Origin of the sequence: Curtobacterium sp. ME-Dv--P-122a (assembly GCF_030209645.1) — a bacterium.
GTDB classification, from domain to species: domain Bacteria; phylum Actinomycetota; class Actinomycetes; order Actinomycetales; family Microbacteriaceae; genus Curtobacterium; species Curtobacterium flaccumfaciens.
This window is the reverse complement of record NZ_JARVRO010000003.1, coordinates 186252-212348: the sequence shown is the minus strand read 5'-3', so window position 1 is coordinate 212348 and position 26097 is coordinate 186252. Positions and strand designations below refer to the sequence as shown.

Below are 26097 nucleotides of genomic sequence, written 5' to 3'. Positions count from 1 at the left end.
CCGGGACGTCGACGACCGGGGACACCTGCGTGCCCGAAGCCGTGCCGTCCGAACCCGAGGTCGAACCGCCGGTCGTCGGGGTCGTCGTGCCGGTTGCCGGAGCCGTCGTGCCGCCGGTGCTCGTACCGTCACCGAGGACGCCGATTCCGTTGCCGCCGATCGTCACCGGGACGTCGACGACCGGGGACACCTGCGTGCCCGAAGCCGTGCCGTCCGAACCAGAAGTCGAACCACCGGCCGCCGGAGCGGTCCCGGCACCCGTACCCGTGCCCGCGGCGGGCGCCGTGCCCGTCGCGGTGCCCGTCCCGAGCAGCCCGATGCCGTTGTCCGCCACCGTGACCGGGATCGAGACCACCGGGGACACCTGCGTGCCCGAAGCCGTCCCGTCCGAACCCGAGGTCGAACCACCGGCCGCCGGAGCGGTCCCGGTACCCGAACCCGCGGCGGGCGCCGTACCCGTCGCGGTCCCGTCTCCCAGGACACCGATGCCGTTGCCACCGATCGTCACCGGGACGTCGACCAGACCGGTCACCTGGGTGCCGGAGAGCAGTCCGTCGGTGCCCGAGGTGGTGGGCGCCGACGGGGCTTCAGCAGCCGGTGCCGGGGACGTCGCCGCCGGGGCGGTCGACGTCGAGGTGCCGTCGCCGAGGACGCCGATCCCGTTGCCGGACACCGTCACGGGGACGGTCACGGTCGGGGCGACCTGGGTGCCGGAGGCCGTGCCGTCCTCGCCCGAGGTGCTCGGAGCGGGAGCGGCAGGAGCCGGAGCGGGGGCAGCAGGCGCCGGAGCCGGAACAGCCGCGGGCGCGGCGGCCGAGACCGCGTCACCGGCGACGGCAACGGCGTTGCCGCCGACCGTCACCGGTGCCGCGACGTCCGGCACCACCTGGGTGCCCGAGAGCGTGCCGTCCTGGCCCGAGGTACTGGGGGCAGGAGCGGTCGTGGCCGGAGCAGGTGCCGGGGCCGGAGCGGCGGGCGTGGACGCCGTCGCCGTGGACACCGCGTCGCCGAGCACGGCGATCGCGTTGCCGCCGAGGGACACCGGAGCGTCCACGGAAGGGGCCACCTGGGTGCCCGAGACGGTGCCGTCGGCACCGGATGTCGTGGCCGCGTTCGCCGCAGCCGTGCCGCCGAGCGTGAGCCCGCCGACGAAGAGGGCGAACCAGAGCCCTCTGAAGACGTACTTGTTCATGGTCGTACTCCCTGATCGAGATCGTCACCGACCGCGGACGCAGCCGGGAGGTGTGCGTGCCTGCCGTGGCGGACAGGCGCACCGATCTCAGTCAGGGGCGACGTCGTGCTCGCCGACGACCGATGCGGGGACCGCGTCGTCGGAGAGCGTGCCGCGAGACCCCGCGGCGAGGGAGACGATGTCGTCGGTCGAGCCGACGATGCCGACGGCTGCTGCGCCGCCGGAGGTCGAGGAGGCACTGCCACCGAGCACGCCGGCGTCGGCTCCGCCGAACGGGAGCCCGTGGCCCTCGCCGTCCTCGGGGACGAGCAGCGCGTGTCCGCCGAGGGTCGCGTCCTGCACATCGACGGCCGAGACGACCGGGCCGACCGTTGCCGTCGTGGCGGCTACGTCGACGGGCTCCGACGGGCGGAGTCCGGCTGCGCGGTCGCCCACGGCATCGGCCGTGTCGACGCGCGCGGATGCGGTGGGCACCGTGGTGCCCTGCGTGGCGACGGTTCCGGGCCGGACGGGTGTGTTCGCGGCCGGCACCGACGGGACGGGCCCGGCGGACGGGTTCGAGCCGCCGCCCGCCGGGAGCGCGGGGACGTCGACGACGGGGTCCGTGCCTCCTGGCAGCGTGCCGCCGACGGACGGGACGATGCCCTCGACCACGTCGGGGACGGTGCCCACGGTCGTGCCGACCGAGCCGAGCGTGTCGTCGACCAGGCCCGTGACCGGGCCGGTGACGGTGCCGAGGGTGTCGTCGCCGAGCACTGTGCCGACCACCGGGACGCTGCCGACCACGTCGTCGACGGTGTCGACGACCGCGGTCACGGGGCGCGCGTCCGTGACGCGTTCCACGGTGCCGGTGACGGGGCGCAGGACGTTCGCGACGGTGTCGGTGACCGGCCGGGAGGCACTGGTCACCTGGTCGACGACCTGTCGCACCGGGCGCGTGGACGGGTGGGCCGCAGGGGCGGTCGTGGTCGGCTGGGCAGCCGGTGTGGTCGCGACCGGAGCGGGGCTCGACGGTGCGGGGGCTGCGGGAGCCGGAGCGGGGGCTGCGGGTGCCGGTGCGGGCGCTGCGGGCACCGGAGCAGGTGCGGGCGCGGGGGCCGGAGCGGGCGCAGCAGGTGCAGCAGCCGCAGGTGCAGGTACCGGTGCCGGCGCCACGGCCTTGCGGACGGGATCCGTCACGCCGCCGACGACCTTGCCGACCTCGCCGGTCACGCCCTGCACGGTGCCACCGACGCCGTCGACCACGCTACCGACGAGTCCGCGCTGCTCGGTCGGTGCGGCGGAGGTCGGTGCGGCAGAGGTCGTCGCGGCGGAGGCCGGTCGCGCGCCGAGGAGCAGGGACAGCAGCACGAGGGCGGCGAGGGTCCCGACGCCCAGCAGGACGATGCGGAGTGCGGCGCGCCAGGGTGCGCGCAACGGGTGGTCCATGCGCTCACCTCCTGATCTCGGCTGCGCACGTAGAGTGGTTGACCGGCAATGTACGCCGATCCGGTCCGGAACACACCCCGTTTCGGAAGAAATTCTCAGGAAGGGCCGTCCGTGGTCTCGATCTTCAACGCTCCGACCCGCAACCTGGACATCGTCACGCTGCACGAGATCCTGCGGCTCCGCCAGGACGTCTTCGTCGTCGAGCAGGAAGCCGCGTACGGCGACATCGACGGCCGTGACCTCGAGCCCGGCACCGTGCAGTTCTGGGCCGGCAACGGTTCGGTGGACGCGACGCTCCGCCTGCTCCGCGAGCCCGACGGCACCGAGCGGATCGGCCGGGTCGCCACCGCGAAGCACGCCCGCGGCCAGGGGCTCGGCGCGCAGCTCATGGAGGCAGCGATCGCCGAGTCCCGCTCGCCGAGCATCGCCCTCGGCGCCCAGTCGCACCTGGAGCAGTGGTACGGCCGCTTCGGCTTCGTGCGCTCGGGCGACGAGTACCTGGAGGACCGCATCCCGCACATCCCGATGACCCGGAAGCGCTGACCCGGGTTCCGCGCGTCAGGCCCGCCAGCGCCGGAGTTCGTCGAACGAGCGGCCCTGCGTGGCCCGGTCGGCGACGAGGCGTTCGAACACGATGTTCGTCTGCGTCGTCGCCACCGAGGGGTCGCCGCTGAGCTCGTCGGCGACGAAGTCGCGGAGCTGCTCGGTCGACTCGCACGCGATGTGCACGAGGAAGTCCTTGTCCCCCGCCAGGAACGAAACGTCCTGCACGACAGGCACCCGCAGGAGGCGCTTGGCGAAGTCCCGCAGTTCGTGGCGGGCCGCGGCGTGCACCCGGACGGACACCATCGCCTCGATCGAGAACCCGAGCCGGGCGACGTCCACCTCGGCCCGGTAGCCGCGGATCACCCCGGCGTCCTCGAGCGCACGGACCCGTGCCAGGCAAGTCGACGGCGCGATGCCGACGGCGGCCGCGAGGCGGTTGTTCGGGATCCGGGCATCGGCCGACAGGGTCCAGAGGATGCGCTCGTCGACCTCGTCGAGGCGCGGAGCGGGGTCGGGGCGACGTGCGGGACGGTCGGACACGGCTCGACGCTACCGCGACGGCGCGAGCAGGGCGCGGAGGGCGTCCTCGAGCGCGGCCGACACGACGGCGTCGTCGGCGGATGCCAGCGGTTCCACCGCGGTGGACTGCCGGAGCATCGACATCCCGAGCACCACCGCCAGCGCGATCTCGGCACGGACGAGCAGTTCCTCGGACCCGGCGCCGCCGACCGTGCCCGCGAGCCGTTCGGCGTACCGGCGCAGCGTCTCACGGCGGATGGCATCGGCGCCGTCGTCGCCGGAGGACCGGAGCAGGAGCATCAGCTGCAGGGAGTCGTCGTCGGTCGGGGCGCGCACGATGTGCGTGATGATGCCCGTCAGCGCCCGTTCGAGGCCCTGCTCGCTCGTCTCCTCGGCCCCCAGGTCGCGGACGACCCGGTCGAGGCAGGCGCGGAAGAGCCCTTCCTTCGAGCCGAAGTACCGGTTGATCAGTGCGACGTTCACCCCGGCGTCCCCGGCGATGTCGCGCACCGTCGTCGCGCGGTACCCGTCGAAGGCGAACCGACGGCGGGCGGCCTGCACGAGCAGGAGTCGGGTGGCCGCGGCGTCCTTGCTCATGGAGCGCAGCCTAGCGGTCCTCACAGGGATGTAAGCAAGCGTTGACATGCTCGCTCGAACGCGTACCCTCGGCATGTCAGCAATTGTTTACATCGACGACCACGACGACACGGAGCACGATGACCGACACCATGCAGAGCCCACGGACCGGCTCGCACCCCACCACCGACGGACGCCGCCCGAACAGCACGGCGATCATCGTCTACCTGTCCCTCGGCGGCCTGTCCTTCGCGGTCCTGCAGTCGCTGGTCGCCCCGGCGCTCTCGACCATCGGGCAGGACCTCGGCGCCTCCACCAGCGCGACGAGCTGGGTGCTCACCGCCTACCTGCTCTCCGCCTCGGTGCTCACGCCGATCCTCGGTCGCCTCGGCGACATGATCGGCAAGCGCAAGGTCCTGATCGTCGTGCTGTCGATCCTGCTCGTCGGCGCCGTGCTCGCCGCCCTCGCACCGAACCTCGGCGTGCTGATCGTCGGACGGGCGCTGCAGGGTGCCGCCGGAGCCGTGATGCCGCTGTCGATCGGCATCGTGCGTGACGAGCTGCCGAAGGAAAAGGTCAGCGTCACGATCGGCCTGCTGTCGGCGATCTTCGGCATCGGCGCCGGTGTCGGCATCGTCGCGGCCGGGCCCATCGTCGAGCACCTGTCCTGGCACTGGCTGTTCTGGCTCCCCGCCGTGCTCGTCGTCATCGCCCTGCTCGGCGCGGTCTTCGGCATGCCGGAGTCCCCGGTGCGGAAGCCCGGTCGCCTCGACATGGCCGGCACGTTCGTCCTCGCGGTGTCGCTCGTCGCGATCCTGCTCGCCGTCAGCGAGGGCGAGACCTGGGGCTGGGGTGACGGCAAGACCATCGGTCTGCTGGTCCTCGGCGCCGTCGCACTGGCCGTGTTCGTCCTGGTCGAGCTCCGGGTCGCCGAGCCGCTCATCGACGTCCGGCTCTTCGCGGTCCGTGGCGTCTCGACCGCCCACGTCGTCGCACTCGTCTTCGGGTTCGCGATGTTCGGCACCTTCGTCCTCGTGCCGACACTGCTGCAGCTCCCGACGGCGCTCGGCTACGGCTTCGGCAAGGACGTCACCCAGGCCGGTCTCTTCCTGCTGCCGACCGTCGTGATGATGGTCGTCGCCGGGCCGATCGCGGGCATCCTGGTACGCAAGGTCGGCCCGAAGCCGCCGATGCTCATCGGCGGGTTCGCCATCGTCGCCGCGTTCGTGCTGCCGGCGATCGCACACGCCGAGCTGTGGCAGGTGGTGGCCTCCGGCGTCCTGACCGGCATCGGCATCGGCATGGCCCTCGCCGCCTGCTCGAACGCGATCATCGAGAGCGTCCCCGCGAACCAGACCGGTGAGGCCATCAGCGCCAACACGGTCGTCCGGACCATCGGCTCGAGCGTCGGCACCGCAGTCATCGCCGCGCTGATCACCTCGCACAGCACGCCGCAGGGACTGCCCACCGACGACGCCTTCACCATCGGGTTCTGGGCGTGCACCGGTGTGGCGGTCGTGGCCGTGCTCGCCGCCGTCGCCGCGCCGTCCATGCGTGCCCGCCGCGCAGCGGCCGCCGCCCGTGGGATCGACGACCTCGAGGAGGTCGCCGAGTAGGGCCGTCGGCCCGACCACCCGGGAGGCCCGTCCAGCGTCGTCGACGCGGGGCGGGCCTCCAGTCCGTTGCACAACCTGGGAACGCACCGGGCAGACGCCAGTCAGCGTGACGATCATCGGACCGGTCGCGTCCTGTCAGGGGACGCGGACCGCCGCGCCCGGACAGGAGACCCCATGAGCAGCACCGACCACGACGACATCACCACTCCCGGACGGCCGTCGTTCCGCGACACCGTGACCGCCGGACTCGTGCAGAAGGCCCTCGAGCCGGTGCTGCGCGCCGTGCGCGAGGAGGTCGCCTCGGCGCGGCGCGAGATCGGCGAGCGCGCGAGCGGTGCGAAGACCGGGCTGGTGCTCACCGGTGTCGCTGTCGGGTTCGCCCTGACGACCCTGGTCGCGCTGGCCGGCTTCGCGGTGGCGCTGCTCGCCCTCGCGCTGCCGCTGTGGGCGGCGACCGGGATCACGTTCGTCGTGTTCGCGATCGTGACCGCGATCCTGTTCGTCGTCGGACTGCGCGGGATCCGGCGGGGTGTGCCGCCGGTGCCGAAGGACACGATCCAGGCGGCGAAGCAGCGGGTGACGCACGCGGCGGACGCCCCGGCGGACAGCGCCGCTCGCGACTGACGGACCCGGCGGACCGGCTGCGGGGGCCGCGACCGCCAGCGCGGGCTCCGCTACATCGCCAGGGTCATGCCGACCACGGCGACGGTCATCGCGAAGACCTCGCCGCTGCGGACGGCCCGCCGGTCCTCACGACCCCACTCGTACCGGAGCAGCCAGCCACTGAACGCGCAGTAGCCGATCACGCCGGCCCCGAGCACCGCGGACAGTGCGATGCCGTGCCCTGCGTGGTCGCCGGCGACGCCCGAGGCGTGGCCCATCAGCAGCATCCCCGCCATCACGACGGCGGACAGCGCGCGGTGGACGTCCATCGGCTCCGCGCGGCGACCGTCGGCGCGGCGGCGACGCATCACGGGCAGCGGCGCGAGCAGGAGCAGGAGGGTCGCGGCGAACAGGGTCCACACCGCTCCGGCGTCGACGACGGGCATGAGCATCGCGACGAGCATCACGCCCGCCGGCACGATCACGCCCGGGCGCGGTCGGTAGCGGTCACCGACGATGCAGCACACCGACGCGAACTGCGGCACGACGAGCATGGCGTCGGCGACGGTCTCGTGCACGTGGGGCGTCCTCGGTGCGGCGGAGTGGTGCGGGGTGGGGTCAGTCCTCGGCGCGGGCAGCGGCCTTGGCTGCGCGCTCCTGCTTCACGCGGGCGTTCTCGGCGTGCACGGCGGCCTGCGTCGCACGCTCGCGGACGAGCCACTCGGGCTTCTGCTCGAGCAGCGTCTTGATGTCCGCCGTCGTCAGGGCGTCGTCGATCCCCGCACGACTCAGGCCGGAGATGGAGATGCCGAGCTTCTGCGCCACGACGGGTCGCGGGTGCGGGCCGTCGCGTCGGAGGTCCTCGAGCCAGGTCGGGGGTTCGGTGCGGAGCTCGTCGAAGGCGGTCCGCGTGAGGGGAGCGCTCTGGAAGGACTCCGGAGCCGCCGTCAGCAAGATGCCGAGCTTCTTCGCAGCCGTCTCGGGCTTCATGGTCTGTTCCTGCGCCATGAGGACAAGGGTACGGCCCCTATGCTCGTCTGCATGACCGCGGCTCTCACCATCGCCTTCGTGCCGGGGGTCTCCCCCGCAAAGTGGGCCCGTGTCTGGCGGGAACGCTTCCCCTCCATCGAGCTCCGGCTGCGGCCGATCGGCGCCGACGACGTCGACGACACGCTGGCCGGCGAGGCCGACATGGTCTTCGCACGTATGCCCGTGTCCGAGCAGCACAACGCCATCCCGCTCTGGACCGAGACGGCCGTCGTCGCGATGCCCAAGGACTCCCCCCTCGCCGAACTCGCCGAGGTCGACCTCGCCGACGCCGAGGTCCACGTGATCGACGCCGGCCCGGTGCCGGCCGACATCGACGGATCGCTCGACCTGGTCGAGGCGAACGTCGGCGTCGTCGTGCTCCCCCAGTCACTGTTCCGCGCCGCCAGCCGCAAGGACCTGGTGGGTCGTCCGCTCATGGACGCCGAGGGCACGCGCATCGCGCTGGTCTGGCGGGACGAGGACGCCACCGAGACCACCGAGGAGTTCATCGGCGTGGTGCGCGGGCGGACCGCCAACAGTTCGCGCCAGCCAGGAGGCCCGGATCGCGACGCCGACGACGACTCGCGTCCGGCTCGTGGCGGCGCCAAGGCCGGGTCGGGTGCCAAGGGTTCGTCCGGTGGGTCCGGCGGGTCGGGTGCGTCGGGTTCCAAGGGCGGCGCCGCGGGCGCCGGCGGCAAGGCCAAGGCCAAGTCGCCCGGCAGCGGCAAGTCCGGCGCCGGCAAGAAGTCGAACACCGGCAAGGGGCCGACACCCGGACGCGGCAAGATGCGCGGCAAGCCGAGCCGGGGTTCCAAGGGCAACCGGTGACGGACACGCGGCTGGCACTGATGCCGGCCACGCGCCTCCCGGCCTGGCTCCAGCGCACGATGGCCGAGTACGTCGAGTCGCGGATGCAGGCGGGCGAGACCCGCGAGCAGGCCGAGGCGAACGAGCAGCAGTCACGGGACCGCTGGTTCCCGGGCGGGTCCCCCGCGGACGGGCACCTCGTGTGGGACGTCACCGACCAGGACGACACCGTCATCGGGTACCTGTGGATCGGACCGCTCACGCCGGGCAGCACCGACTGGTGGGTGTTCAACGTCGAGATCGACGAGGCACACCGGCGCCGCGGGCACGCACGGCGGGCGCTCGAGCTCGGGCACCGCGCCGCTGCGGAGCACGGTGCGACGAGCATCGGGCTGAACGTGTTCGGCTACAACACGGGGGCGCAGGAGCTCTACGCGGCGCTCGGGTACCAGGTGACGTCGGCGCAGATGCGGAAGCCGCTGGTCTAGCGGGGCTCGGGCGCGGGGGCTCGGGTCACTGCCCGGTCACAACACCCCGCGTGCATGGCCCCGAGCGGTCACGAAGTGTCGACTGGCCGCGCCCGGAACGACGTGTCGTGACCACTCGGCGGAGACCAGCGGGGATTTGTGACCGTGTGAAGGTCCGCGTCAGCGCAGGACGGCTGCGGCGGCGCGGGTCACCCTCGCGCCGCGCGATTCCTCGGCCGCTGCGCGGGCCCGGGTGACGACGACGGCGTCGGCGCGCTCGGCCGATCCGTGGTCGAACGGCGGTTGCGGGTCGTACTCGATCTGCAACTGGATCGCCTCGGCAGCGGGCCGTCCGGCGAGCTCGGCGGCGAGCCACAGCGCCATGTCGATGCCCGCGCTCACCCCGGCGGCGGTGACGACGACACCGTCCTGGACGATCCGGGCGTCCACCGGCTGCGCGCCGAAGGCCTCGAGCATCGGCTTCGAGGCCCAGTGGGTGGTCGCGCGTCTGCCGGCGAGCAGCCCCGCGGCGCCGAGCACGAAGGCACCGGTGCACACCGAGGTGATCCACGCCGCGTGCTCGGCCTGGCGCCGCACGAAGGCCACGACGTCCGGGTCGAGCATCGCGTCGAAGGCACCGTCACCACCGGGCACCACGAGCACGTCCGCGGGGCCTGCATCCCTGATCGTCACGGTGGGGACGAGCGCGAGGCCGCAGTCGCTCGGCACCGGGTCGAGCGTCGCCGCGACGTACTCGACGCGTGCGCCGGGCACGCGGCTGAGGACCTGCGCCGGACCGGTCAGGTCGAGCTGGGTCAGGTGCGGGAACAGCAGGAACGCGATCCGGATGTCGTCGGCCATGTCGTGACCATAGTCCCGGCGTTCTCGTTCTCGTTCTCGTTCTCGGGCCTGCTCGTGTCCGTGGGCGGGGCTCAGCTTGGCTGGGCTTGCCCGTCAGCTCCAGACGCCGGAGGTCCCGCGCCGGTGGCTGCCCATCAGGTGGGTGTCGACGATGCCGAGCGCTTCCATCAGGGCGTACATCGTGGTCGGTCCGACGAAGGCGAAGCCGCGCTTCCGCAGCGCCTTCGACAGGGCGAGGGACTCGTCGGACTTCGTCGGGACCTCGGCGGACGACCGTGGCTCGGGCGTGGTCGCCGGCCGGAACGACCACACGAAGTCGGCGAGCCCGCCGTCCTGCCGCAGGGCGATGGTGGCGTTCGCGTTGGTGATCGTCGCGAGGATCTTCGCGCGGTTCCGGACGATCCCGGCGTCGGCCATCAGCCGTGCGACGTCGTCCTCGCCGAAGGCCGCGACGGTGTCGGCGTCGAAGTCGGCGAAGGCGGCCCGGAACGCCGGTCGTTTGGCGAGGATCGTGCGCCACGACAGACCGGACTGGAACGCCTCGAGCGAGAGCCGCTCGAACACCCCGCGTTCGTCGCGGACGGGCATGCCCCACTCGGTGTCGTAGTACTCGCGGAGGAGCTCGTCCGACGACGCCCAGACCGGCCGGGCGAGGCCGTCGTCGCCGGTGACGAGGTCGGGCACGGGCGGGGCGTCGACGGGCTCGGTGCTCATGCGACCATCCTGGCGGGCGCCGCCGACAGCCGATCACTCACTCGGCGGGCGGGCCGTCCTGCGTCGCCTGCTCGTCCATCCACACGTACTCCCAGCGGTGTCCGTCCGGGTCGGTGAAGCTCCGCTGGTACGTGAAGCCGAGGTCCATTTCCGGGCGGTCTTCGATGCCGCCGGCGGCGACCGCGGCGTCGACGATGCGGTGGACATCCTCCTTCGACGGGGCGCTGAGTGAGTTGATGACCTCGATCGTGTCGGCGTCGGCGATCGTCTTGTCCGTGAACTCGGCGAACTTCGCTGTCGTCAGGATCATGACGTAGACCGTGTCGGACACCACCACGCACGCCGCGGTGTCGTCGCTGAACGCCGGGTTGATCGAGTACCCGAGTGCCTCGTAGAACGCCTTCGAGCGCTCGAGGTCCGTGACGGGCAGGTTGATGAAGACCATCGTGTCCATGGCGGTTCCTTTCGTCACGCTCAACCTGGACCCACCCGGTCCAGCGCGCAACCGTTTCGTGGGGGAACCAACCGGTACACAATATGCTGGCCGGATGCGGGCGTGCGTGGACGAGTCAGAACCCGGTGGTGGACGGACGAGCCGACGAGCCCGATCCTGGTCTCCTGACGGAAGCCCCCGAAAGCGCAAAACCCCGGTCCCGCGCTGGCTGCAGGATGCTCCGGGGCTCACTTTCGACCGAGCAGCACCCGATCGACATATCAATGCTACCCGCCATGCTCGGCCCCGGTCAAGGCGCCGGCCGCCGCGGCCGGAAACGACGAAGTCGCTGTCGTCCGACAGCGACTTCGTCGTTCTGCGTCAGGCCGGGGACGCCCGACCCGAGCGGCCTCAGGCCAGCTCGCGCCCCTCGCCCGCGGCACGCTGGTGCGACTCGGCCTCGGCCTGGCCGATGATGTCCTCGGCGGGCACCGGGTTCAGGCGGTCCCAGAGGAAGAACAGGCCGCCGCCGACGAGCAGCGAGATCCCGACCCACAGATTGATGTGGATCCCGCCGGTCTTCTCGGGGTCGGTGTTCCAGTGCACGATGCCGACGATGGTCGTGATCACGCCGTACAGGACGAACAGGCCGCCGAGGATGCGGCGCAGGTCGAGTCGGCGGGTGGAGCGGACGAGGGCTGCCTTCTGCTCCTCGGTCATCGCGCCGGGGGTGGTGGTGTCACTCATGAGAAGTGGTCTCCTTCGCGGATCAGAGGAACGGGAGGTACAGGACGACGCACAGGACGAGCGCGACGGTGCCGAGCAGTGCGGGCGAGCGGTACCAGGCGGTGTCCGTCGCGACCGAGTCGCCGTGCAGGTCGATCTTGCCCACGCCGTAGACGAGTCCACCGAGCTCCTTCTCGTCCTTCGGCTTGGTGAGCATCGAGACGACGAAGCCGACGACCAGCACGGTGACGAACGAGATGATCGCTCCGTACAGGGTCTCCGCGGTCGCGGTGGCGAACAGGTCCGGGTTGACCAGGTAGGCGATCCAGGTGATCGTCGGGGTCACGATGCCGAGGACGTAGCCCCAGAGCGCACCCTGCGTCGTCATGCGCTTCCACAGCAGGCCGAGGATGAACACGGCGAACAGCGGTGCGTTGAAGAACGAGAACAGCGTTTGCATGTACGTCATGATGTTCGACGCCTGGGCCGCGATGAACGCGGTCGCGATGCCGACCACGACACCGACGACGGTGACCCAGCGGCCGGTCTTCAGGTAGTGCAGGTCGGGCATGTTCGGGCGGATGTAGCGCTGCCAGATGTCGTAGGTGAAGACGGTGTTGAACGACGAGACGTTCGCCGCCATGCCGGCCATGAAGGACGCCAGCAGGCCGGTCACCGCGATGCCGAGCACACCGGTCGGCAGGTACATCTGGATGAGCTTCGGGATCGCGTCGTTGTAGGTCAGCGTGCCGTCGGCGAACTGGTTGCCCACGACGGCCGCGGCGATGAGGCCCGGGATCACGACGATGGCCGGGATGAAGAGCTTCGGGATCGCGGCGATGAGTGGGGTGCGGCGGGCCGCGGACATGTTCTTCGCCGAGAACGCGCGCTGCACCTCGGTGAAGTTCGTGGTCCAGTAGCCGAACCCGAGCACGAAGCCCAGGCCGAGCACGATGGCGAGCCAGTTGGCGCCGATCGGGTTGGTGACGTCACCGAAGCCGGTGCCGGCCCAGGCCTGCAGGTGCTGCACGCCCTGCGTCTCGGTGATGGCCTTCGACAGGCCGTCCCAGCCGCCGACGCGGTGCAGACCGACGATCGTCAGCGGGATGAGCCCGGCGATGATCACGAAGAACTGCATGACCTCGTTGTAGATCGCGCTCGAGAGCCCGCCGAGGGTGATGTAGACGAGCACGAAGCCGGCGGAGACGATGATCGCCAGCCACTCCGGCCAGCCGAGCATCGCCTCGATGACGATGGCCATCGCGTACAGGTTGATGCCCGCGATGAGCACGTTCGACACCGCGAACGCGATCGCGTTCACCAGATGCGGCGCCTTGCCGAAGCGGCGCAGCATGAACTCCGGCACGGAGCGGACCTTCGAGCCGTAGTAGAACGGCATCATCACGAGGCCGAGGAACACCATCGCGGGCACGGCGCCGACGAGGTAGTAGTGCAGGGTGGCCATGCCGATCTGGGCACCGTTCGCCGCCATGCCGAGGATCTCAGTAGCGCCGAGGTTCGCGGACACGAACGCCAGGCCCGTGATCCACGCCGGCATCGAGCGCCCGGACAGGAAGAAGTCCATGCTCGTCCGGACCTGCTTGCGGGCGGTGAACCCGATCCCGATGACGACCGCGAAGTACACGATGATCATCAGGTAGTCGACCCAGCCCAAATCGAGCCGGATCCCTTCGTTCGCTGCAGCGAGAACCATTCACATCTCCACGTCAGTGTGTTGCAGTCGACAACTCTGCCGACCCGGACGGAGACGTTACACCGATTTGTGACCGTTCACATAGCCAGCGCATGCATCGTCCGAGCCGCGCAGCGCTCCCCCGGTTCGCTACGCTCGGCCCATGACCGACGCGTCGCGCATCCTCGTCCTCAACGGCCCGAACCTCGACATCCTCGGGCGCCGCGACCCGGAGCAGTACGGCACCGTGACGCTCGCCGAGATCGAGGCGATCGTCCACACCGAGGCGGCCGTGCACGGGCTCGAGGCCGACTTCCGCCAGACGAACCGCGAGGGCGAGCTGGTCGAGTGGCTGCACGAGGCCCTCGACGACTTCGCCGCGGTCGTCATCAACCCCGCCGCCTACGCGCACACCTCGGTCGCGCTGCACGACGCGGTGGAGGCCCTGTGGGTCCCCGTCGTCGAGGTGCACCTGTCGAACACGTGGAAGCGCGAGCCGTTCCGCCACGTCGACCACGTCGCCACCGCCGCGACGGCGGTCATCGCCGGCGCGGGCGCCGACGGCTACCGCCTGGCGGTCGCGCACGTCGCGTCCCTGCTCGGCTGAGCCAACGACCGGACTGGGCCCACGCCGCCGGTACCGGGCGGACGCGCCAGCGGCCGACCGGCCGTGCCGGTGGGGAGAGGCCCGTGGCAGCGTCGCCACGGGCCTCCCGTCCGCCTGCTGGTCACGCTGGGTCGCGCCCGTTCCTTCCCACTGCACGCGCGATGCCAGGTGGTTTCGGGCGTACCTAATGAGGAGTTCCGACCCGGGACGCCCGGAAGCACCAGGGACGCCCGGAAGCACCGGGCGCGCGCACGCCGATCAGAACTCGGCGGGGCGCCGCACGTCGGTCAGGCCGGCGGTGGCGAAGCCTCCGCGGATGAGCGGCACGGCGCGGCGCACGGCCTGGTCGATGCGGAGCTCCAGGTCGACGCTCGCGATGTCGTAGCCACCCTCGCGCTTGGTGAAGTCCCGCTCGTTGCCGAACACCCCGAGCGGCAGGGTCGTGGACTGGAAGAACCCGAACAGCGGACGCATCTGGTGCTCGACGAGCAGGGCGTGCCGGTCGCTGCCGCCGGTGGCGGTCAGGAGCACCGGGGTGTCGACGAGGTCGTACTGGCCGACCCAGTCGAAGAAGAGCTTGAAGGCGCCGGAGTAGGCCGCCCGGAAGGCCGGGCTGCCCACGACGAGCACGTCCGCGGCCTCCACCGTCTCGAGGGCCCGGCGGGTGCGGTCGGACATGGTCTCGCGACCCGAGGCCGCTCCGAGGTCGGCCAGCAGCGGACCGATCTCGATCGTCTCGGTCCGAGCACCGTCGATCTCCTCGGCCAACCGGGCCACCGTCGCCGCGACCAGGGTCGAGGTCCGCGAGGGGTCCGATGGGCTGCCACTGACGCCGACGACCAGTTCTCCGCTCATGCGGTCGATGCTCACACGCTGCCGGGGCGGGCGGCACGTTCGTGACGACATGTGTCGGGTGCCAGTCGGTCGGGGTAGCGTCCGCGCCATGCAGACGTTCCTGCCGTACGCCGACTTCCGGGCATCCGCCGAGGTCCTCGACGACCGGCGGCTCGGCAAACAGCGCGTCGAGACCCTGCAGGTGATGCGCGCACTGACGCTCCCCGACTACGGCTGGCAGCACCACCCGGTGACGGCGATGTGGCGCGGCTACCGCCCGGCGCTGATGGCCTACCAGGAGGCCACGTGCCGCGTCTGGGCGGAGCGCGGGTACGCCGACACCTGTCTCGAGAAGACCCTGCTCGACCTGGGCCGTGTGCCGGAGGACCTGGCGGCGTACGAGCGCGGCGACGTGCCGGTCCCGCCGTGGAACGACGACGAGGCCCTGCACGTCTCGCACCGCTCGAAGCTCGTGCAGAAGGCGCCGGAGCACTACCGGGAGCTGTTCCCGGACGTGCCGGACGACCTGGACTACGTCTGGCCGGGGACACCCGAACCGGCGACGCACACCGCCTGACCGTCAGGCGACCGCCCGGCGGTCAGGCGACTGCCCGGCTCTCAGGCGACCGGGATCCAGCGACCGCCCTCGCGCCGGGTGACGACGTCGGAGCGGATCTCGACCACGTCCCGCAGCCCGTCGACTGCGGCGTCGCGGACGGCCGCGGCGGCACGGTCGTCCTCGGCCTCGAAGCGCACGACGGCACAGGGGACACCTCGGAGCAGCCGGACGTCCTCGGCCTCGACCACGGCGTGTTCGCGCACGAAGGCGGCCGCGGCGGGCAGGACGGCGTCCGGGGCGGTGCCGGGCGCGAGGGCGCCGATCGCCAGGGTCGCACGGTACGAGGGCATGCGACGACGCTACCGGGGAACCGGATCCCGCCGTGGGCTGCAGGGGAACCGACGCCGCTCAGGGGTGCGGACGTCGACCCACGGCGGGATCGCGGTGTACGGCGGGACACGACGACAGGGGGAACGTCGCGCCCCGCGCCGGACGTCGATCAGGGGGTCGACATCCGGTCTGGGTCCACCGCGCGGCTCGGTTCAGGGGAACCGCACGGTGGTGGACCTCAAGGGTGTTCGGTGTCCTCTCGGTACCGGTCCGTCTCGGTCGGTGCGGGCATCGACCGGTGGGCGGCGGCTGGCCGGACCATCGGGAGCAGGGCACTCCCGGCGGTCGCGAGCGCTCCGACCACGGCGATGACCCCGAGCGGGGCCGTGCCGAGGTCGTGCTGCGCTGCCAGGGCGAGCGCGACGAGGGTGGCCGGCGCCGGCAGGAGCTGCACCGCTCGGAAGCGCTCGTCCCGTCGTGTCCGGGTCATCATCGCGTTTGCCATGACGACACTCTGACGCAGATCGGTTGTCCGCAGAAGGGGGGACACGTACCCAGAGATGGAGTAGAACGTCTAGTACACCTCAGCCGAGGGCGCGGACGGTCGCCACGGCGTCGGCCACGGCCCCGACCACGACCGGGACGTCGTCGGCCGTGAGCGCCGCGTCGAACGTCAGACGGAGCGCGGTGCGCGCCACGTCCTCGGGGATCCCGAGCGCCGTGAGCACGTGGGAAGCCTCGGTGCTGCCCGCAGCGCAGGCGCTGCCCGACGACGACACCACGTCGCGCCGCTCGAGCTCGAGTAGGACGGTCTCGCCGTTGACGCCCGGGAAGCAGAACGACGCGTGCCCGGGCAGCCGGTGCTCCCGCGACCCGGTGACGAACGCGCCGGGGACCGCGGCGAGCACGCCGTCGAGCACCGCGTCGCGCACGGTGGTCGCGGTGCCCTGCCCCGACCGCACCGTCTCCGCCGCCAGTCCGAGGGCGGTCGCCACCGCCACGGCACCGGCCACGTCCTCGGTACCGGACCGCCGCCCCCGTTCCTGTCCCCCGCCGTGCAGCAGCGGCTCGAGCGGGACGCTGGCGCGCACGGCGAGCACGCCGGTGCCCTTCGGGGCGCCGAGCTTGTGCCCGGACAACGACAGCGCGTCGACGCCCAGCACCCCGAGACCGATCGGCAGCCAGGGCGCGGACTGCACGGCGTCGGTGTGGAACCGCGCCCCGACCTCGTGCGCCACCGCCGCGAGCGCGGGGACGTCCTGCACGGTGCCGATCTCGTTGTCGGCGTGCGCGATCGAGACGAGTGTGGTGTCCGGGCGGAGTGCCGCGCGCAGCACCGCCGGGTCGACGCGGCCGTCCGGGCCGACGGGCAGCACGGTGACGTCGAAGTCGTGGAACCGGGCGAGGTACGCGCAGCTCTCCAGCACGGCCTCGTGCTCGATGGCGCTCGTGACGACGTGCCGACCGCGGGGCGCGGCGAGGGCGATCCCCTTGATCGCGGTGTTCGCCCCCTCGGTGCCGCCGGTGGTGAAGACGACCTCGGCGGGCCGGCACCCGAGCACCCCGGCGACGGCGGACCGTGCAGCGGTGAGTCCCCGCGCGGCCTCGTCCCCGACCCCGTGCGTCGACGAGGGGTTGCCGAACACCCCCGTCAGGTACGGCCACATCGCCTCGAGCACCTCGCGGCGGACCGGGGTGGTGGCGGCGCGGTCCAGGTAGAACACGACTAGTCCCGCACGGGCACCGCGACGTGCTCGGGCACCGCGACGTCGATGTCGAGCCCGAGGTCGAGCGCCCGCGCCGAGTGGGTCAGCGCCCCGACCGAGATGACGTCGACGCCGGTGGCCGCGATCGCCGCGACGGTGTCGAGCGACACGCCTCCCGAGGCCTCGACGAGCGCGCGTCCGGCGACGATGCCGACCCCGGCCACGAGTTCGTCCGGGGTGAAGTTGTCGAGCATGATCGTGTCGACCCCCGCCGCGGCGACGGGTTCGATCTGGTCGATCCGGTCCACCTCGACCTCCACGTGCACGGTGTGCCCGAGCCGCTGGCGGGCCTGGGCGATCGCGTCGCCGATGCCGATCCCGCCGGCCAGGAGCACCGCCAGGTGGTTGTCCTTGGCGAGCACGGCGTCGGACAGTGAGGTGCGGTGGTTGTGTCCGCCGCCGCACCGGACGGCGTACCGCTCGAGTGCTCGGAGGCCCGGCGTCGTCTTCCGGGTGTCGACGATCCGCGCCGAGGTGCCAGCGGCGGCCGCGACGTGCGCCGCGGTGGTCGTCGCGATGCCCGACATCCGCTGCACCAGGTTGAGGGCGACCCGTTCGGCCCGGAGCACGGCCCGCGCCGACCCGGTCACGGTCGCGAGGACGTCGCCCGCGACGAAGCGCGTGCCGTCGGCGACGTGCACGACGGCGTGGATCGCCGGGTCGACGGCGTGCATCACGGCGACGAACACCGCCCCGCCGCTCAGCACGCCGGGCTCGCGCGCGCCGAGGGTCGCGGTCGCGGTCGCCTCGGCGGGGATCAGGGTCTCGCTGGTGACGTCGCCCCAGGGTGCGTCCTCCTCGAGCGCGGTCTCGATCACGCGACGGAGCGCGTGCGGCGGGATGGTGCCGGGGTCGGTGGTCATGCGGGTACCTCCTGCGGGACGGCTGCGGAGCCGTCCGTGCGTTCATCCGTGTGCTCGTCGGGGTGTGCGCCGGTGTGGTCGGCGACCCAGGCGTACGAGGCCGGGGCGGTGGGGTCGGTGTCGGGGTGGTCGGTGCGGGCGTGCGCCCCGCGGGACTCGGTGCGGGCCTCGGCGGCGAGCGCGACGAGTCGCGCCAGGTCGAGCAGCGCACGGTCCTCGTGCTCGCGCACGCCCCCGCCGGTCGGCGCGGTCAGCGCGTCGAGGTCGCGGCGCGCGCTGGCCAGCCCGACGGCGTCACGGAGCAGCCCGACGCGGTCCGTCATGACGGACTGGACCGCCTGCCGGACGGCACCCACGTCGGCGAGGTGGGTCGCGCCTCCAGGCAGGGTCGGACTGGGCCCACGCCTGCCGGTTCCGGCGCGCTGCGGAGCCTGCGGAGCGGCGTGACGGCCGAGCAGGTGGGGGGAGGCGCGGATCGCGTCGGCCGCTCGGGGCACGCTGGTGACGTGGAGACCGGCGTCCCCGCGCAGGCGGAGCAGGCCGGGTCGCGGTGCGGCGACCGCGTCCGCTGCGCGGACCGCGAAGACGAGTCCCTCGAGCAGGGAGTTCGAGGCGAGCCGGTTGGCGCCGTGGACACCGGTGCAGGCGGCTTCACCGACGGCGAGGAGTCCGGGCAGGCTGGTGCGGCCCTCGGCGTCGGTCGCGATGCCGCCCATCGAGTAGTGCGCGGCCGGTGCGACCGGGACGCCCTCGCGGGTCCAGTCGAAGCCGGCGGCGCGGGTGGCCCGGGTGAGTCCGGGGAACCGCGTGACCAGGAACCCGGCGTCGAGGCCGGTGGCGTCGAGGAGCACGGGTGCGCCGCCCTGGTCGCGCACCGCGGCGGCGATCCCCCGGGCGACGACGTCACGCGGGGCGAGCTCGGCGTCCGGGTGCACGTCGGTCATGAAGCGGTGCCCGGCGGCGTCGCGGAGGACGGCGCCCTCACCGCGGACGGCTTCGGACACCAGGCCGCCACCGGGGACGGCCAGCCGCGTCGGGTGGAACTGGACGAACTCCAGGTCGGCGAGGACGGCACCGGCGCGCCAGGCGGCGGCGACCCCGTCGCCGGTGGCGACCAGGGGGTTCGTCGTCTCGCGGTACAGGTGTCCGGCTCCCCCGGACGCGATGACGACGGCGTCCGCGTCGAGCCGGCGGGGTTCCCCGAGCAGGTCGAGGACGTCGACGCCGACGACCACGCCGCCGCGGACGACGAGGTCGGTCAGGCTCGTGCGCTCGAGGATCGTGACGTGCCGTCGGTGCAGTGCCGCGATGAGGGTGCGTTCGATGGCGGCTCCGGTCGCGTCACCGTCGGCGTGCACGACGCGCCACCGGCCGTGCGCGGCCTCACGACCGCGGGCGAGGTCGTCGCCGTACCGGTCGAGGGTCGCCGGGTCCGACGACCGGTCGAAGGGCACCCCGAGGGCGAGCAGGTCGCGGACGCGGGCCGGGCCGTCGGTGCACAGGACCTCGACGGCACGCGCGTCGGCGCTGCCGGCCGCGGCGACGTAGGTGTCGGCCTGGTGCAGTGCCGCGGAGTCGTCGGCACCGAGCGCCACCGCGATCCCGCCCTGGGCGTACGCGGTGGCGCTGTCGGCGAGCGCCCCCTTCGTCACCAGGGTGACGTCGTGCAGGGCACTGGCGCGGATCGCTGCGGTCAGCCCGGCGATGCCGGAGCCGACGATGACGACGTGCACGGTGGTCTCCCTCGTTCGCTCGGACTCGTGTGTCAGCCGCGCGGCTTGGCGGCGAGCATGCGCTCGAGCGCGACCTTGGCGTCGGCCTGCACGTCGGCGGGGACGACGATCTCGTTGAGGACCTCGCCGCGGACGAGTGCTTCGAGCACCCAGGCGAGGTAGCCCGGGTGGATCCGGTACATCGTCGAGCAGGGGCAGACGACCGGGTCGAGGCAGAAGATCGTGTGCTGCGGGTACTCGGCTGCGAGGCGGTTCACCATGTTGATCTCGGTGCCGATCGCGAACGTCGTCGGCTCGGTGGCCGCGGCGACGGTCTTCCGGATCAGGTCGGTGCTGCCGGCGTGGTCGGCGGCGTCGACGACGGCCATCGGGCACTCCGGGTGCACGATGACCTGCACGCCCGGGTGCTCGCGGCGGGCCTGGTCGATCTGGTCGACGGTGAAGCGGCGGTGCACCGAGCAGAAGCCGTGCCAGAGGATGACCTTCGCCGCTTCGAGGTCGCTCGTCTCGTTGCCGCCGAGGGGCTTCCGGGGGTTCCACATCGGCATCAGGTCGGTGCTGATGCCCATCGCCTTCGCGGTGTTGCGGCCGAGGTGCTGGTCGGGGAAGAACAGGACGCGCTGCCCGCGCTCGAAGGCCCACTCGAGGACGGTCGCGGCGTTCGACGAGGTGCAGACGATGCCGCCGTTGCGACCGCAGAAGGCCTTGAGGTCGGCGGCGGAGTTCATGTAGGTGACCGGGATCACGGGGACGCGGCCGTCGGCGTCGGGCTCGGTGCCGTACACCGCGGTCAGCTCCGCCCACGCCGCCTCGACGCTGTCGATGTCGGCCATGTCGGCCATCGAGCAGCCGGCGGCCAGGTTCGGCAGGATCACGCGCTGGTCGTCGCGCGCCAGGATGTCGGCCGTCTCGGCCATGAAGTGCACGCCGCAGAACACGATCGCCTCGGCGTCGGGCTTCGTCAGGGCGGCGTTCGCCAGCTGGAACGAGTCGCCGAGGAAGTCCGCGTGCCGGACGACCTCGTCGCGCTGGTAGAAGTGCCCGAGGACGACGACCCGGTCGCCGAGGGTGGCCTTCGCCCGCTCGATGCGCTCGTGGAGTTCGTCGGTCGGAGCCGTCTTGTACTCGTCGGGCAGGACGCCCTGGCGCGGAGCGCTCGTCGGGATGACGTCGGACATCGACGACCCCGGGCCGTACCCGGGGCGGGAGTCGAAGTCCCACGTCGGCATCGCGAGGTCGGGCGTGCAGGTGCTGCCGCCGGCCTTGCCGTTGGAGATGAGTTCGATCGTCGTGGCGATGGACACGGGGCTTCCTATCGGTTCCGCTGCTGGTGCTGATCGGCCCCGGTCTGCAGCGGGCCGTTGTCCGCGTAGGCCAGGTCGGGGTTCGAGCGGTACAGCCGGGCCGGACGGTGCCGGCCCCCGCTCGTGGTCTCGTCGGTCGGCAGGACCGCGTCGGTCTTCTCGACCTGCCGACGGAAGTTCGCGGGGTCGAGTGCTCGGCCGAGCACCGCCTCGTACACGCCGCGGAGTTCGGCAAGGGTGAAGCGGTCGCCGAGGAACGCCTGCGCGATCCGCGAGTACGACATCTTGTTGCGCAGCCGCCACAGGGCGTACTCGACGATGCGGTCGTGGTCGAAGGCGAGCGGCGGGTGCTCGTCGGCCAGGAACCACCGGACGTTCCAGTCGTCGGGCACGACGTTCGCCTCGTCCGGGTGCACGAGCGCCCAGTACACGATCGACACCACGCGGCTCGGGGAGCGTCCGACGTCACCGAACGCGTAGAGCTGCTCGAGGTACCGCGGCTGGACGTTCGTCGTCTCGCGCAGTCGGGCGGCCGCGGAGTCCTCGAGCCCCTCGTCGTCACCGACCCAGCCGCCGGGGAGCGCCCAGGAACCCTCGAACGGTTCGGCGACGCGACGGACGAGCGGCATCCACAGCGCCGGGGCCCCGGTGTCGGGGTGCGGGCGCAGTGCGACGATCACGGTGGAGACCGCGACGCGGATGCCTGCTTCGTCCATGGTGGAGATAGTGTCAATCTGACTCGAAGTGTTCGGGTTGGGATGACACTATCACTGCCGACGCGGTGTGCTCGTCACGAGCCGGAAACAGATCGTCACGGGGCCGAAAACTCCCGAGGGGCCGCCGCGGTTAGCGTGGAGGACATGACGACGGTGACGAGGGTGCATGCCGTGGTGTCGGGGACGGTCCAGGGGGTCGGCTTCCGGTACTGGACCGCTCGGAAGGCGGACGGGCTCGACCTCGTCGGCTACGCGAGGAACCTCTGGGACGGCACGGTGGAGGTCGAGGCGGAGGGACCCTCGGTCGCCGTCGACTCGTTGGTCGAGTGCCTGCGCACCGGGCCACCGTCGGCAACCGTGACCGACGTCAGCCTGCGGTCGGTGGTGCCGCACGGCGACGCCGACGGCTTCGCGATCCTGCACTGAGCGGACGTGCACGGGAGCTGCGCCGACGACCGGCGTGCTCGGCGTGCTCGGCATCGATCGTTCACCTGCGGATGTCGGAGCGAAGCGGAATAATCGCATCCACTCAGGGAGTTGGCCTGTCTGCGCGTCCTGCGCCACACCCGTTCCACCCGTCGTGACCCACCAGGAGCACCCGCATGACCCAGGCCGTCGATTCCGCCCCCCGCACGGGAAGCGTCTCGCAGCCGTCCGCTGCCGAGACCCGACTCGTGATCGGGCTGCTGCTCGTCTCCGCGTTCGTCGTCATCCTCAACGAGACCATCATGGGCGTGGCCCTGCCCCGGCTCATGGACGACCTGGACATCAGCGCCGCGACCGGCCAGTGGCTGACCACCGGCTTCCTGCTCACCATGGCGGTCGTCATCCCGATCACCGGGTTCCTGCTGCAGCGCTTCAACACCCGACCGGTGTTCGTCTGGGCGATGGGCCTGTTCTCGGTCGGCACGCTGATCGCCCTGCTCGCGCCGGGCTTCACCGTCCTGCTCGTCGGCCGCATCGTGCAGGCCAGCGGCACCGCGATCATGATGCCGCTGCTCGTGACGACGGTCCTGACCCTGGTCGACCCCGCGCACCGTGGTCGCATCATGGGCAACATCTCGATCGTCATCTCGGTCGCTCCGGCCATCGGCCCGACGATCTCCGGCCTGATCCTCAACGCCTTCTCGTGGCGCTGGCTGTTCGGCTTCGTGCTGCCCATCGCGATCGCGGCGCTCATCCTCGGCATGGTCAAGGTGCAGAACGTCTCGACGCCGCGCAAGGCACCGATCGACGTCGTCTCGGTCGTCCTCTCCGCCTTCGCGTTCGGCGGCATCGTCTACGGCCTGTCCAGCATCGGTGAAGCCGGCACGACCGGACCGCTCGTCCCGGTGACCGCCCTGGTCGTCGGCGCCGTGGCCCTCGCGGTGTTCATCGTCCGGCAGACCCGCCTGCAGCGCACCGACAGCGCCCTGCTCGACCTGCGCACCTTCCGCACCCGTGGCTTCACGGTGCCGATCGTCGCGATGGGCCTGAGCTTCATGGCGATGTTCGGCACGCTCATCCTGCTGCCGATCTACCTGGAGCGCGTCCTCGGCCTCGAGGTCCTGCAGGTCGGCCTGCTGCTGCTCCCCGGTGGGCTGCTGATGGGCCTGCTCTCCCCCATCGTCGGGCGCATCTACGACCGCCGTGGCCCGCGCGTGCTGCTCATCCCCGGATCGATCATCGTCAGCGCCGTGCTCTGGGCGCTCTCCACCGTGGGTGTCGACACCAGCGTGTGGTTCGTCCTCGGTGCGCACGTGGTGCTGAGCATCGGCCTGGCCCTGACCTTCACGCCGCTGTTCACCGCGGCGCTCGGCGGGCTGCCCCCGAAGCTGTACTCGCACGGCAGCGCGGTGCTCGGCACGGCGCAGCAGCTCGCCGGTGCGGCGGGCACGGCCCTGTTCGTCACGCTGCTGACGATCGGTGCGGCCACCGCCGTCGAGGGCTCCGGTGCCCGCGGGGTCCAGGTGGCCACCGCAGCGGGCGTCGGCACCGCCTTCATGGTCGGCGCGATCATCTCGCTGTTCGGCATCCTCGCGTCGGTGTTCGTCCGCCGGCCCGAGGTGCCGGAGGGCGCGCCGACGCCCCCGCCGGTGCACTGACCGACGAGCCTCGCGCACCGACCGACGAGCCGGGCCGGACGCCGAACCCGTGACGGGACCGGCGCCCGGCCCGCGCCCGTCTCCGGACCGCGTGGCAGGGTGGGCGCCATGCGGTCGACGACGAGCGAGCTCAACTGGTCCGGCACGGTCACCTACACGGCCGAACGGGTCGTCCGTCCGACGTCGATCGACGAGGCAGCCCAGGTCGTGGCCGACGCCGATCGGGTACACGGCCTCGGTACCCGGCACTCGTTCAACGACGTCGCCGACACCCCGGGCACCCTGCTCGACCTGACCGGGATCCCCACCGACCTGGTCGTCGACGCCGAGCACCGCACCGTGACGCTCGGGGCCGGCACCCGGTACGGCGACGTCGCGGCCGACATCGACCGTGCCGGGTTCGCCCTGCACAACACGGGGTCCCTGCCGCACATCTCGGTCGGGGGTGCGGTCGCGACGGGCACCCACGGCTCCGGCACGACACTGGGGTCGCTCGCCACCGCGGTGCGCGCGTTCGAGGTGCTCGCTCCGGACGGCTCCGCCCGGACGATCGACCGGACGGACCCCGCGTTCGACGGTGCCGTGCTGCACCTCGGCCTGCTCGGCATCGTGACCCGGGTGACCCTCGACGTGGAACCTGCCTACCGGATGCGTCAGGACGTCTACGGAGCGATCCCCTGGGACACCTTCACGGCGAACGTCGCCGAGGTGCACGCCACCGCGTACTCGGTGTGCGCCTACACGGTGTTCGGCGACGCGATCACCGAGGTCCTGGTGAAGTCGCGCGTCCCCGAGGGCGCCGAGGACGTGCCTGTCCCGGAGACCCTGGCCGGCGCACGCCGTCTGCCCGGCACCCCCGGCGACGACCACCGGACCGCGCGCGACGGCTCGGTCGGCCCGTGGTGGGACCGACTGCCGCACTTCCCGATCGGGTCCGTCCCGAGCCACGGGTCCGAGGTGCAGAGCGAGCACTTCGTCCCGCTCCGGCACGCGGCGGCCGCCCTCGACGCGCTCCGCGGGCTCGCCGACCGGATCCAGCCGCACCTGCACGTCTGCGAACTCCGGACGATGGCGGCGGACGACCTCTGGCTCAGCCCGACCCAGGCCGAGGACGTCCTCTGCATCGCGTTCACCTGGAAGAAGCACCCGACCGAGGTCGCCGCGCTCCTGCCCGACCTGGAGGCCCGGCTCACGGCCTTCGGCGGCCGACCGCACTGGGGCAAGATGAGCTCGCTCGACCACGCCGCGATCGCCGGGCTCTACCCGCGGCTGGCGGAGTTCCGCGACCTCGTCGCCCGGGCCGACCCAGAGCGGACGTTCGCATCCGCGTTCGGCGAGCGGGTGCTCGGGACCTGACCCGGGCCTCCCGGCCGCGCCCCGCGCCCCGCGCCCGCGCCCACGTGTCGGAACCAGGTTCCGGACACGGAACCACGGGATCGCGCGGTGCTGTGTCCGGAACCTGGTTCCCCGTGCGGGGACGCGCCCGACGCGGCCCCCTCCAGCGGTCAGAGCGTCGTGAACGCGAGCGGCGTGATCGTCCGCGTCTCGCCGTCCCAGTGCCGCACGCCGCCGACGTCGAGCGTCTCCGGCAGCGGCACGGCGCGCAGCGCAGCGACGGCGCGCGGCAGGTCCTCGTCACGCACCCGGCGAGCCAGCGTGACGTGCGGCGACCAGTGCCCGGGCAGTGACGTCTCGACGCCGCCGGGCGCGACCGCGTGCACCTCGCCGTGGAAGGTCGTGAGCGCCGCGTCGAGGACCACCGCGCGCACCAGCACCGACCGACCGGCACCCGCGGGGAAGAGCAGCAGCCCGCCGAGCCGGATCGCGGTCGGGACCGACGTGCGGAACCCGGCCGGCACGGGCAGCGTGTCACCGGCGGCCAGGGTGACGTGCGGGGCGTTCGACGGCGACGGGTGCCGACCGAGGCTCGGCAGGTCGGCGTCGATCAGGGCCTGCCAGGCGGACCGCACGGCGGCGTCCGACTCCGGACCGAGGACGAGTTCGATGCTGCGCACGGTCCGAGTCAACCAACCCGGACCGCGAGGTGCCCCGTGACGGTTCAGCGGGCCGCGCCCTGGCGGCGATGTAACA

Annotated in this window: 30 protein-coding genes; 10 read left to right on the top strand and 20 right to left on the bottom strand. The window is 72.3% G+C overall.

The annotated features are described in order from the left end of the window. Together QRN49_RS03420 and QRN49_RS03415 are read right to left on the bottom strand one after the other, a co-directional pair. The coding region (locus QRN49_RS03420) for a hypothetical protein (RefSeq protein ID WP_284753946.1) at positions 1-1192 on the bottom strand (1192 nt) is incomplete at its 3' end. An 87-nt stretch (positions 1193-1279) separates the two neighbouring features. Beyond that, a complete protein-coding gene (locus QRN49_RS03415) occupies positions 1280-2620 on the bottom strand; it encodes a hypothetical protein (RefSeq protein WP_284753945.1) in 1341 nt (446 codons plus the stop codon). A 111-nt stretch (positions 2621-2731) separates the two neighbouring features. Here QRN49_RS03415 and QRN49_RS03410 point away from each other — a divergent pair, with 111 nt between their 5' ends. Beyond that, on the top strand, positions 2732-3163 hold the full coding sequence (locus QRN49_RS03410) for a GNAT family N-acetyltransferase (protein ID WP_027466313.1): 432 nt from the start codon (positions 2732-2734) through the stop codon (positions 3161-3163). A gap of 15 nt (positions 3164-3178) precedes the next feature. Here QRN49_RS03410 and QRN49_RS03405 read toward each other — a convergent pair whose 3' ends face one another. Next, positions 3179-3706 (bottom strand): Lrp/AsnC family transcriptional regulator, encoded by a 528-nt coding sequence (locus QRN49_RS03405; protein ID WP_027466312.1) that lies wholly within the window; start codon positions 3704-3706, stop codon positions 3179-3181. Between the two features lie 9 nt (positions 3707-3715). Beyond that, positions 3716-4282 (bottom strand): TetR/AcrR family transcriptional regulator, encoded by a 567-nt coding sequence (locus tag QRN49_RS03400; protein WP_194623855.1) that lies wholly within the window; start codon positions 4280-4282, stop codon positions 3716-3718. 119 nt (positions 4283-4401) lie between these two features. Here QRN49_RS03400 and QRN49_RS03395 point away from each other — a divergent pair, with 119 nt between their 5' ends. Together QRN49_RS03395 and QRN49_RS03390 are read left to right on the top strand one after the other, a co-directional pair. Next, positions 4402-5877 (top strand): MFS transporter, encoded by a 1476-nt coding sequence (locus tag QRN49_RS03395; protein WP_284753944.1) that lies wholly within the window; start codon positions 4402-4404, stop codon positions 5875-5877. Between the two features lie 174 nt (positions 5878-6051). Next, positions 6052-6501, top strand: coding sequence for a phage holin family protein (locus QRN49_RS03390; protein ID WP_284753943.1), 450 nt, complete (start codon positions 6052-6054; stop codon positions 6499-6501). 50 nt (positions 6502-6551) lie between these two features. On the opposite strand, the gene QRN49_RS03385 is transcribed toward QRN49_RS03390, so the two are convergent. Then, positions 6552-7058: a hypothetical protein gene (locus tag QRN49_RS03385; RefSeq protein WP_017888550.1), complete on the bottom strand. Its 507-nt coding sequence runs from the start codon at positions 7056-7058 to the stop codon at positions 6552-6554. 40 nt (positions 7059-7098) lie between these two features. Further along, a complete protein-coding gene (locus tag QRN49_RS03380; RefSeq protein ID WP_017888549.1) occupies positions 7099-7488 on the bottom strand; it encodes a DUF5997 family protein in 390 nt (129 codons plus the stop codon). A 33-nt stretch (positions 7489-7521) separates the two neighbouring features. Here QRN49_RS03380 and QRN49_RS03375 point away from each other — a divergent pair, with 33 nt between their 5' ends. Together QRN49_RS03375 and QRN49_RS03370 are read left to right on the top strand one after the other, a co-directional pair. Beyond that, complete coding sequence (locus QRN49_RS03375) at positions 7522-8337, top strand: LysR family transcriptional regulator substrate-binding protein (RefSeq protein ID WP_284753942.1); 816 nt, start codon at positions 7522-7524, stop codon at positions 8335-8337. Beyond that, on the top strand, positions 8334-8804 hold the full coding sequence (locus tag QRN49_RS03370) for a GNAT family N-acetyltransferase (RefSeq protein WP_111038132.1): 471 nt from the start codon (positions 8334-8336) through the stop codon (positions 8802-8804). The genes QRN49_RS03375 and QRN49_RS03370 overlap by 4 nt, the downstream gene beginning before the upstream one ends. Positions 8805-8963: 159 nt before the next feature. Here QRN49_RS03370 and QRN49_RS03365 read toward each other — a convergent pair whose 3' ends face one another. The 5 genes from QRN49_RS03365 to QRN49_RS03345 form a co-directional block, all read right to left on the bottom strand. After that, positions 8964-9644 (bottom strand): DJ-1/PfpI family protein, encoded by a 681-nt coding sequence (locus tag QRN49_RS03365; RefSeq protein ID WP_284753941.1) that lies wholly within the window; start codon positions 9642-9644, stop codon positions 8964-8966. Positions 9645-9737: 93 nt separating this feature from the next. Further along, entirely contained in the window at positions 9738-10358 is a 621-nt protein-coding gene (locus QRN49_RS03360) for a DNA-3-methyladenine glycosylase I (protein ID WP_071405108.1), read from the bottom strand. A gap of 37 nt (positions 10359-10395) precedes the next feature. Continuing rightward, positions 10396-10812 (bottom strand): VOC family protein, encoded by a 417-nt coding sequence (locus QRN49_RS03355; RefSeq protein ID WP_284753940.1) that lies wholly within the window; start codon positions 10810-10812, stop codon positions 10396-10398. Positions 10813-11202: 390 nt separating this feature from the next. Then, positions 11203-11538 (bottom strand): hypothetical protein, encoded by a 336-nt coding sequence (locus QRN49_RS03350; protein WP_027466303.1) that lies wholly within the window; start codon positions 11536-11538, stop codon positions 11203-11205. Between the two features lie 22 nt (positions 11539-11560). After that, positions 11561-13231 (bottom strand): sodium:solute symporter family protein, encoded by a 1671-nt coding sequence (locus tag QRN49_RS03345; protein WP_071405106.1) that lies wholly within the window; start codon positions 13229-13231, stop codon positions 11561-11563. Between the two features lie 142 nt (positions 13232-13373). Here QRN49_RS03345 and aroQ point away from each other — a divergent pair, with 142 nt between their 5' ends. Next, positions 13374-13817 (top strand): type II 3-dehydroquinate dehydratase, encoded by a 444-nt coding sequence (gene aroQ, locus QRN49_RS03340; protein WP_027466301.1) that lies wholly within the window; start codon positions 13374-13376, stop codon positions 13815-13817. A 258-nt stretch (positions 13818-14075) separates the two neighbouring features. On the opposite strand, the gene QRN49_RS03335 is transcribed toward aroQ, so the two are convergent. Next, a complete protein-coding gene (locus QRN49_RS03335; protein WP_027466300.1) occupies positions 14076-14672 on the bottom strand; it encodes an NAD(P)H-dependent oxidoreductase in 597 nt (198 codons plus the stop codon). Between the two features lie 88 nt (positions 14673-14760). Between QRN49_RS03335 and QRN49_RS03330 the strand changes: the two genes are divergently transcribed. After that, positions 14761-15228 carry an MSMEG_6728 family protein gene (locus tag QRN49_RS03330; RefSeq protein WP_111029349.1) on the top strand — a complete coding sequence of 156 codons (468 nt, stop codon included), beginning with the start codon at positions 14761-14763 and terminating at the stop codon, positions 15226-15228. A gap of 41 nt (positions 15229-15269) precedes the next feature. Here QRN49_RS03330 and QRN49_RS03325 read toward each other — a convergent pair whose 3' ends face one another. The 7 genes from QRN49_RS03325 to QRN49_RS03295 form a co-directional block, all read right to left on the bottom strand. Beyond that, positions 15270-15560, bottom strand: a complete 291-nt coding sequence (locus tag QRN49_RS03325) for a hypothetical protein (protein ID WP_284753939.1) — start codon at positions 15558-15560, stop codon at positions 15270-15272. Between the two features lie 218 nt (positions 15561-15778). Continuing rightward, positions 15779-16045 (bottom strand): hypothetical protein, encoded by a 267-nt coding sequence (locus QRN49_RS03320; protein ID WP_284753938.1) that lies wholly within the window; start codon positions 16043-16045, stop codon positions 15779-15781. Positions 16046-16124: 79 nt separating this feature from the next. After that, positions 16125-17264: a cysteine desulfurase family protein gene (locus QRN49_RS03315; protein ID WP_284753937.1), complete on the bottom strand. Its 1140-nt coding sequence runs from the start codon at positions 17262-17264 to the stop codon at positions 16125-16127. Positions 17265-17266: 2 nt separating this feature from the next. Continuing rightward, positions 17267-18169 (bottom strand): carboxylating nicotinate-nucleotide diphosphorylase, encoded by a 903-nt coding sequence (gene nadC, locus QRN49_RS03310; RefSeq protein ID WP_284753936.1) that lies wholly within the window; start codon positions 18167-18169, stop codon positions 17267-17269. Further along, positions 18166-19902 (bottom strand): L-aspartate oxidase, encoded by a 1737-nt coding sequence (locus QRN49_RS03305; protein ID WP_284753935.1) that lies wholly within the window; start codon positions 19900-19902, stop codon positions 18166-18168. The genes nadC and QRN49_RS03305 overlap by 4 nt, the downstream gene beginning before the upstream one ends. 32 nt (positions 19903-19934) lie before the next feature. After that, positions 19935-21206 carry a quinolinate synthase NadA gene (gene nadA, locus QRN49_RS03300; protein WP_111029343.1) on the bottom strand — a complete coding sequence of 424 codons (1272 nt, stop codon included), beginning with the start codon at positions 21204-21206 and terminating at the stop codon, positions 19935-19937. An 8-nt stretch (positions 21207-21214) separates the two neighbouring features. Continuing rightward, complete coding sequence (locus QRN49_RS03295) at positions 21215-21922, bottom strand: NUDIX hydrolase (RefSeq protein ID WP_035808830.1); 708 nt, start codon at positions 21920-21922, stop codon at positions 21215-21217. Between the two features lie 144 nt (positions 21923-22066). On the opposite strand from QRN49_RS03295, the gene QRN49_RS03290 reads away from it, so the two are divergent. The 3 genes from QRN49_RS03290 to QRN49_RS03280 all read left to right on the top strand — a co-directional run bounded on the left by QRN49_RS03290 (position 22067) and on the right by QRN49_RS03280 (position 25362). Beyond that, complete coding sequence (locus tag QRN49_RS03290; protein ID WP_071247546.1) at positions 22067-22348, top strand: acylphosphatase; 282 nt, start codon at positions 22067-22069, stop codon at positions 22346-22348. 176 nt (positions 22349-22524) lie between these two features. Continuing rightward, on the top strand, positions 22525-24006 hold the full coding sequence (locus tag QRN49_RS03285) for an MDR family MFS transporter (protein ID WP_284753934.1): 1482 nt from the start codon (positions 22525-22527) through the stop codon (positions 24004-24006). Between the two features lie 108 nt (positions 24007-24114). Continuing rightward, positions 24115-25362, top strand: coding sequence for a D-arabinono-1,4-lactone oxidase (locus QRN49_RS03280; RefSeq protein WP_284753933.1), 1248 nt, complete (start codon positions 24115-24117; stop codon positions 25360-25362). A 149-nt stretch (positions 25363-25511) separates the two neighbouring features. On the opposite strand, the gene QRN49_RS03275 is transcribed toward QRN49_RS03280, so the two are convergent. Next, the gene (locus QRN49_RS03275; RefSeq protein WP_259587600.1) at positions 25512-26021 is read right to left on the bottom strand and encodes a 2'-5' RNA ligase family protein; all 510 of its coding nucleotides are present in this window, start codon (positions 26019-26021) and stop codon (positions 25512-25514) included. Positions 26022-26097 lie beyond the last annotated feature (76 nt).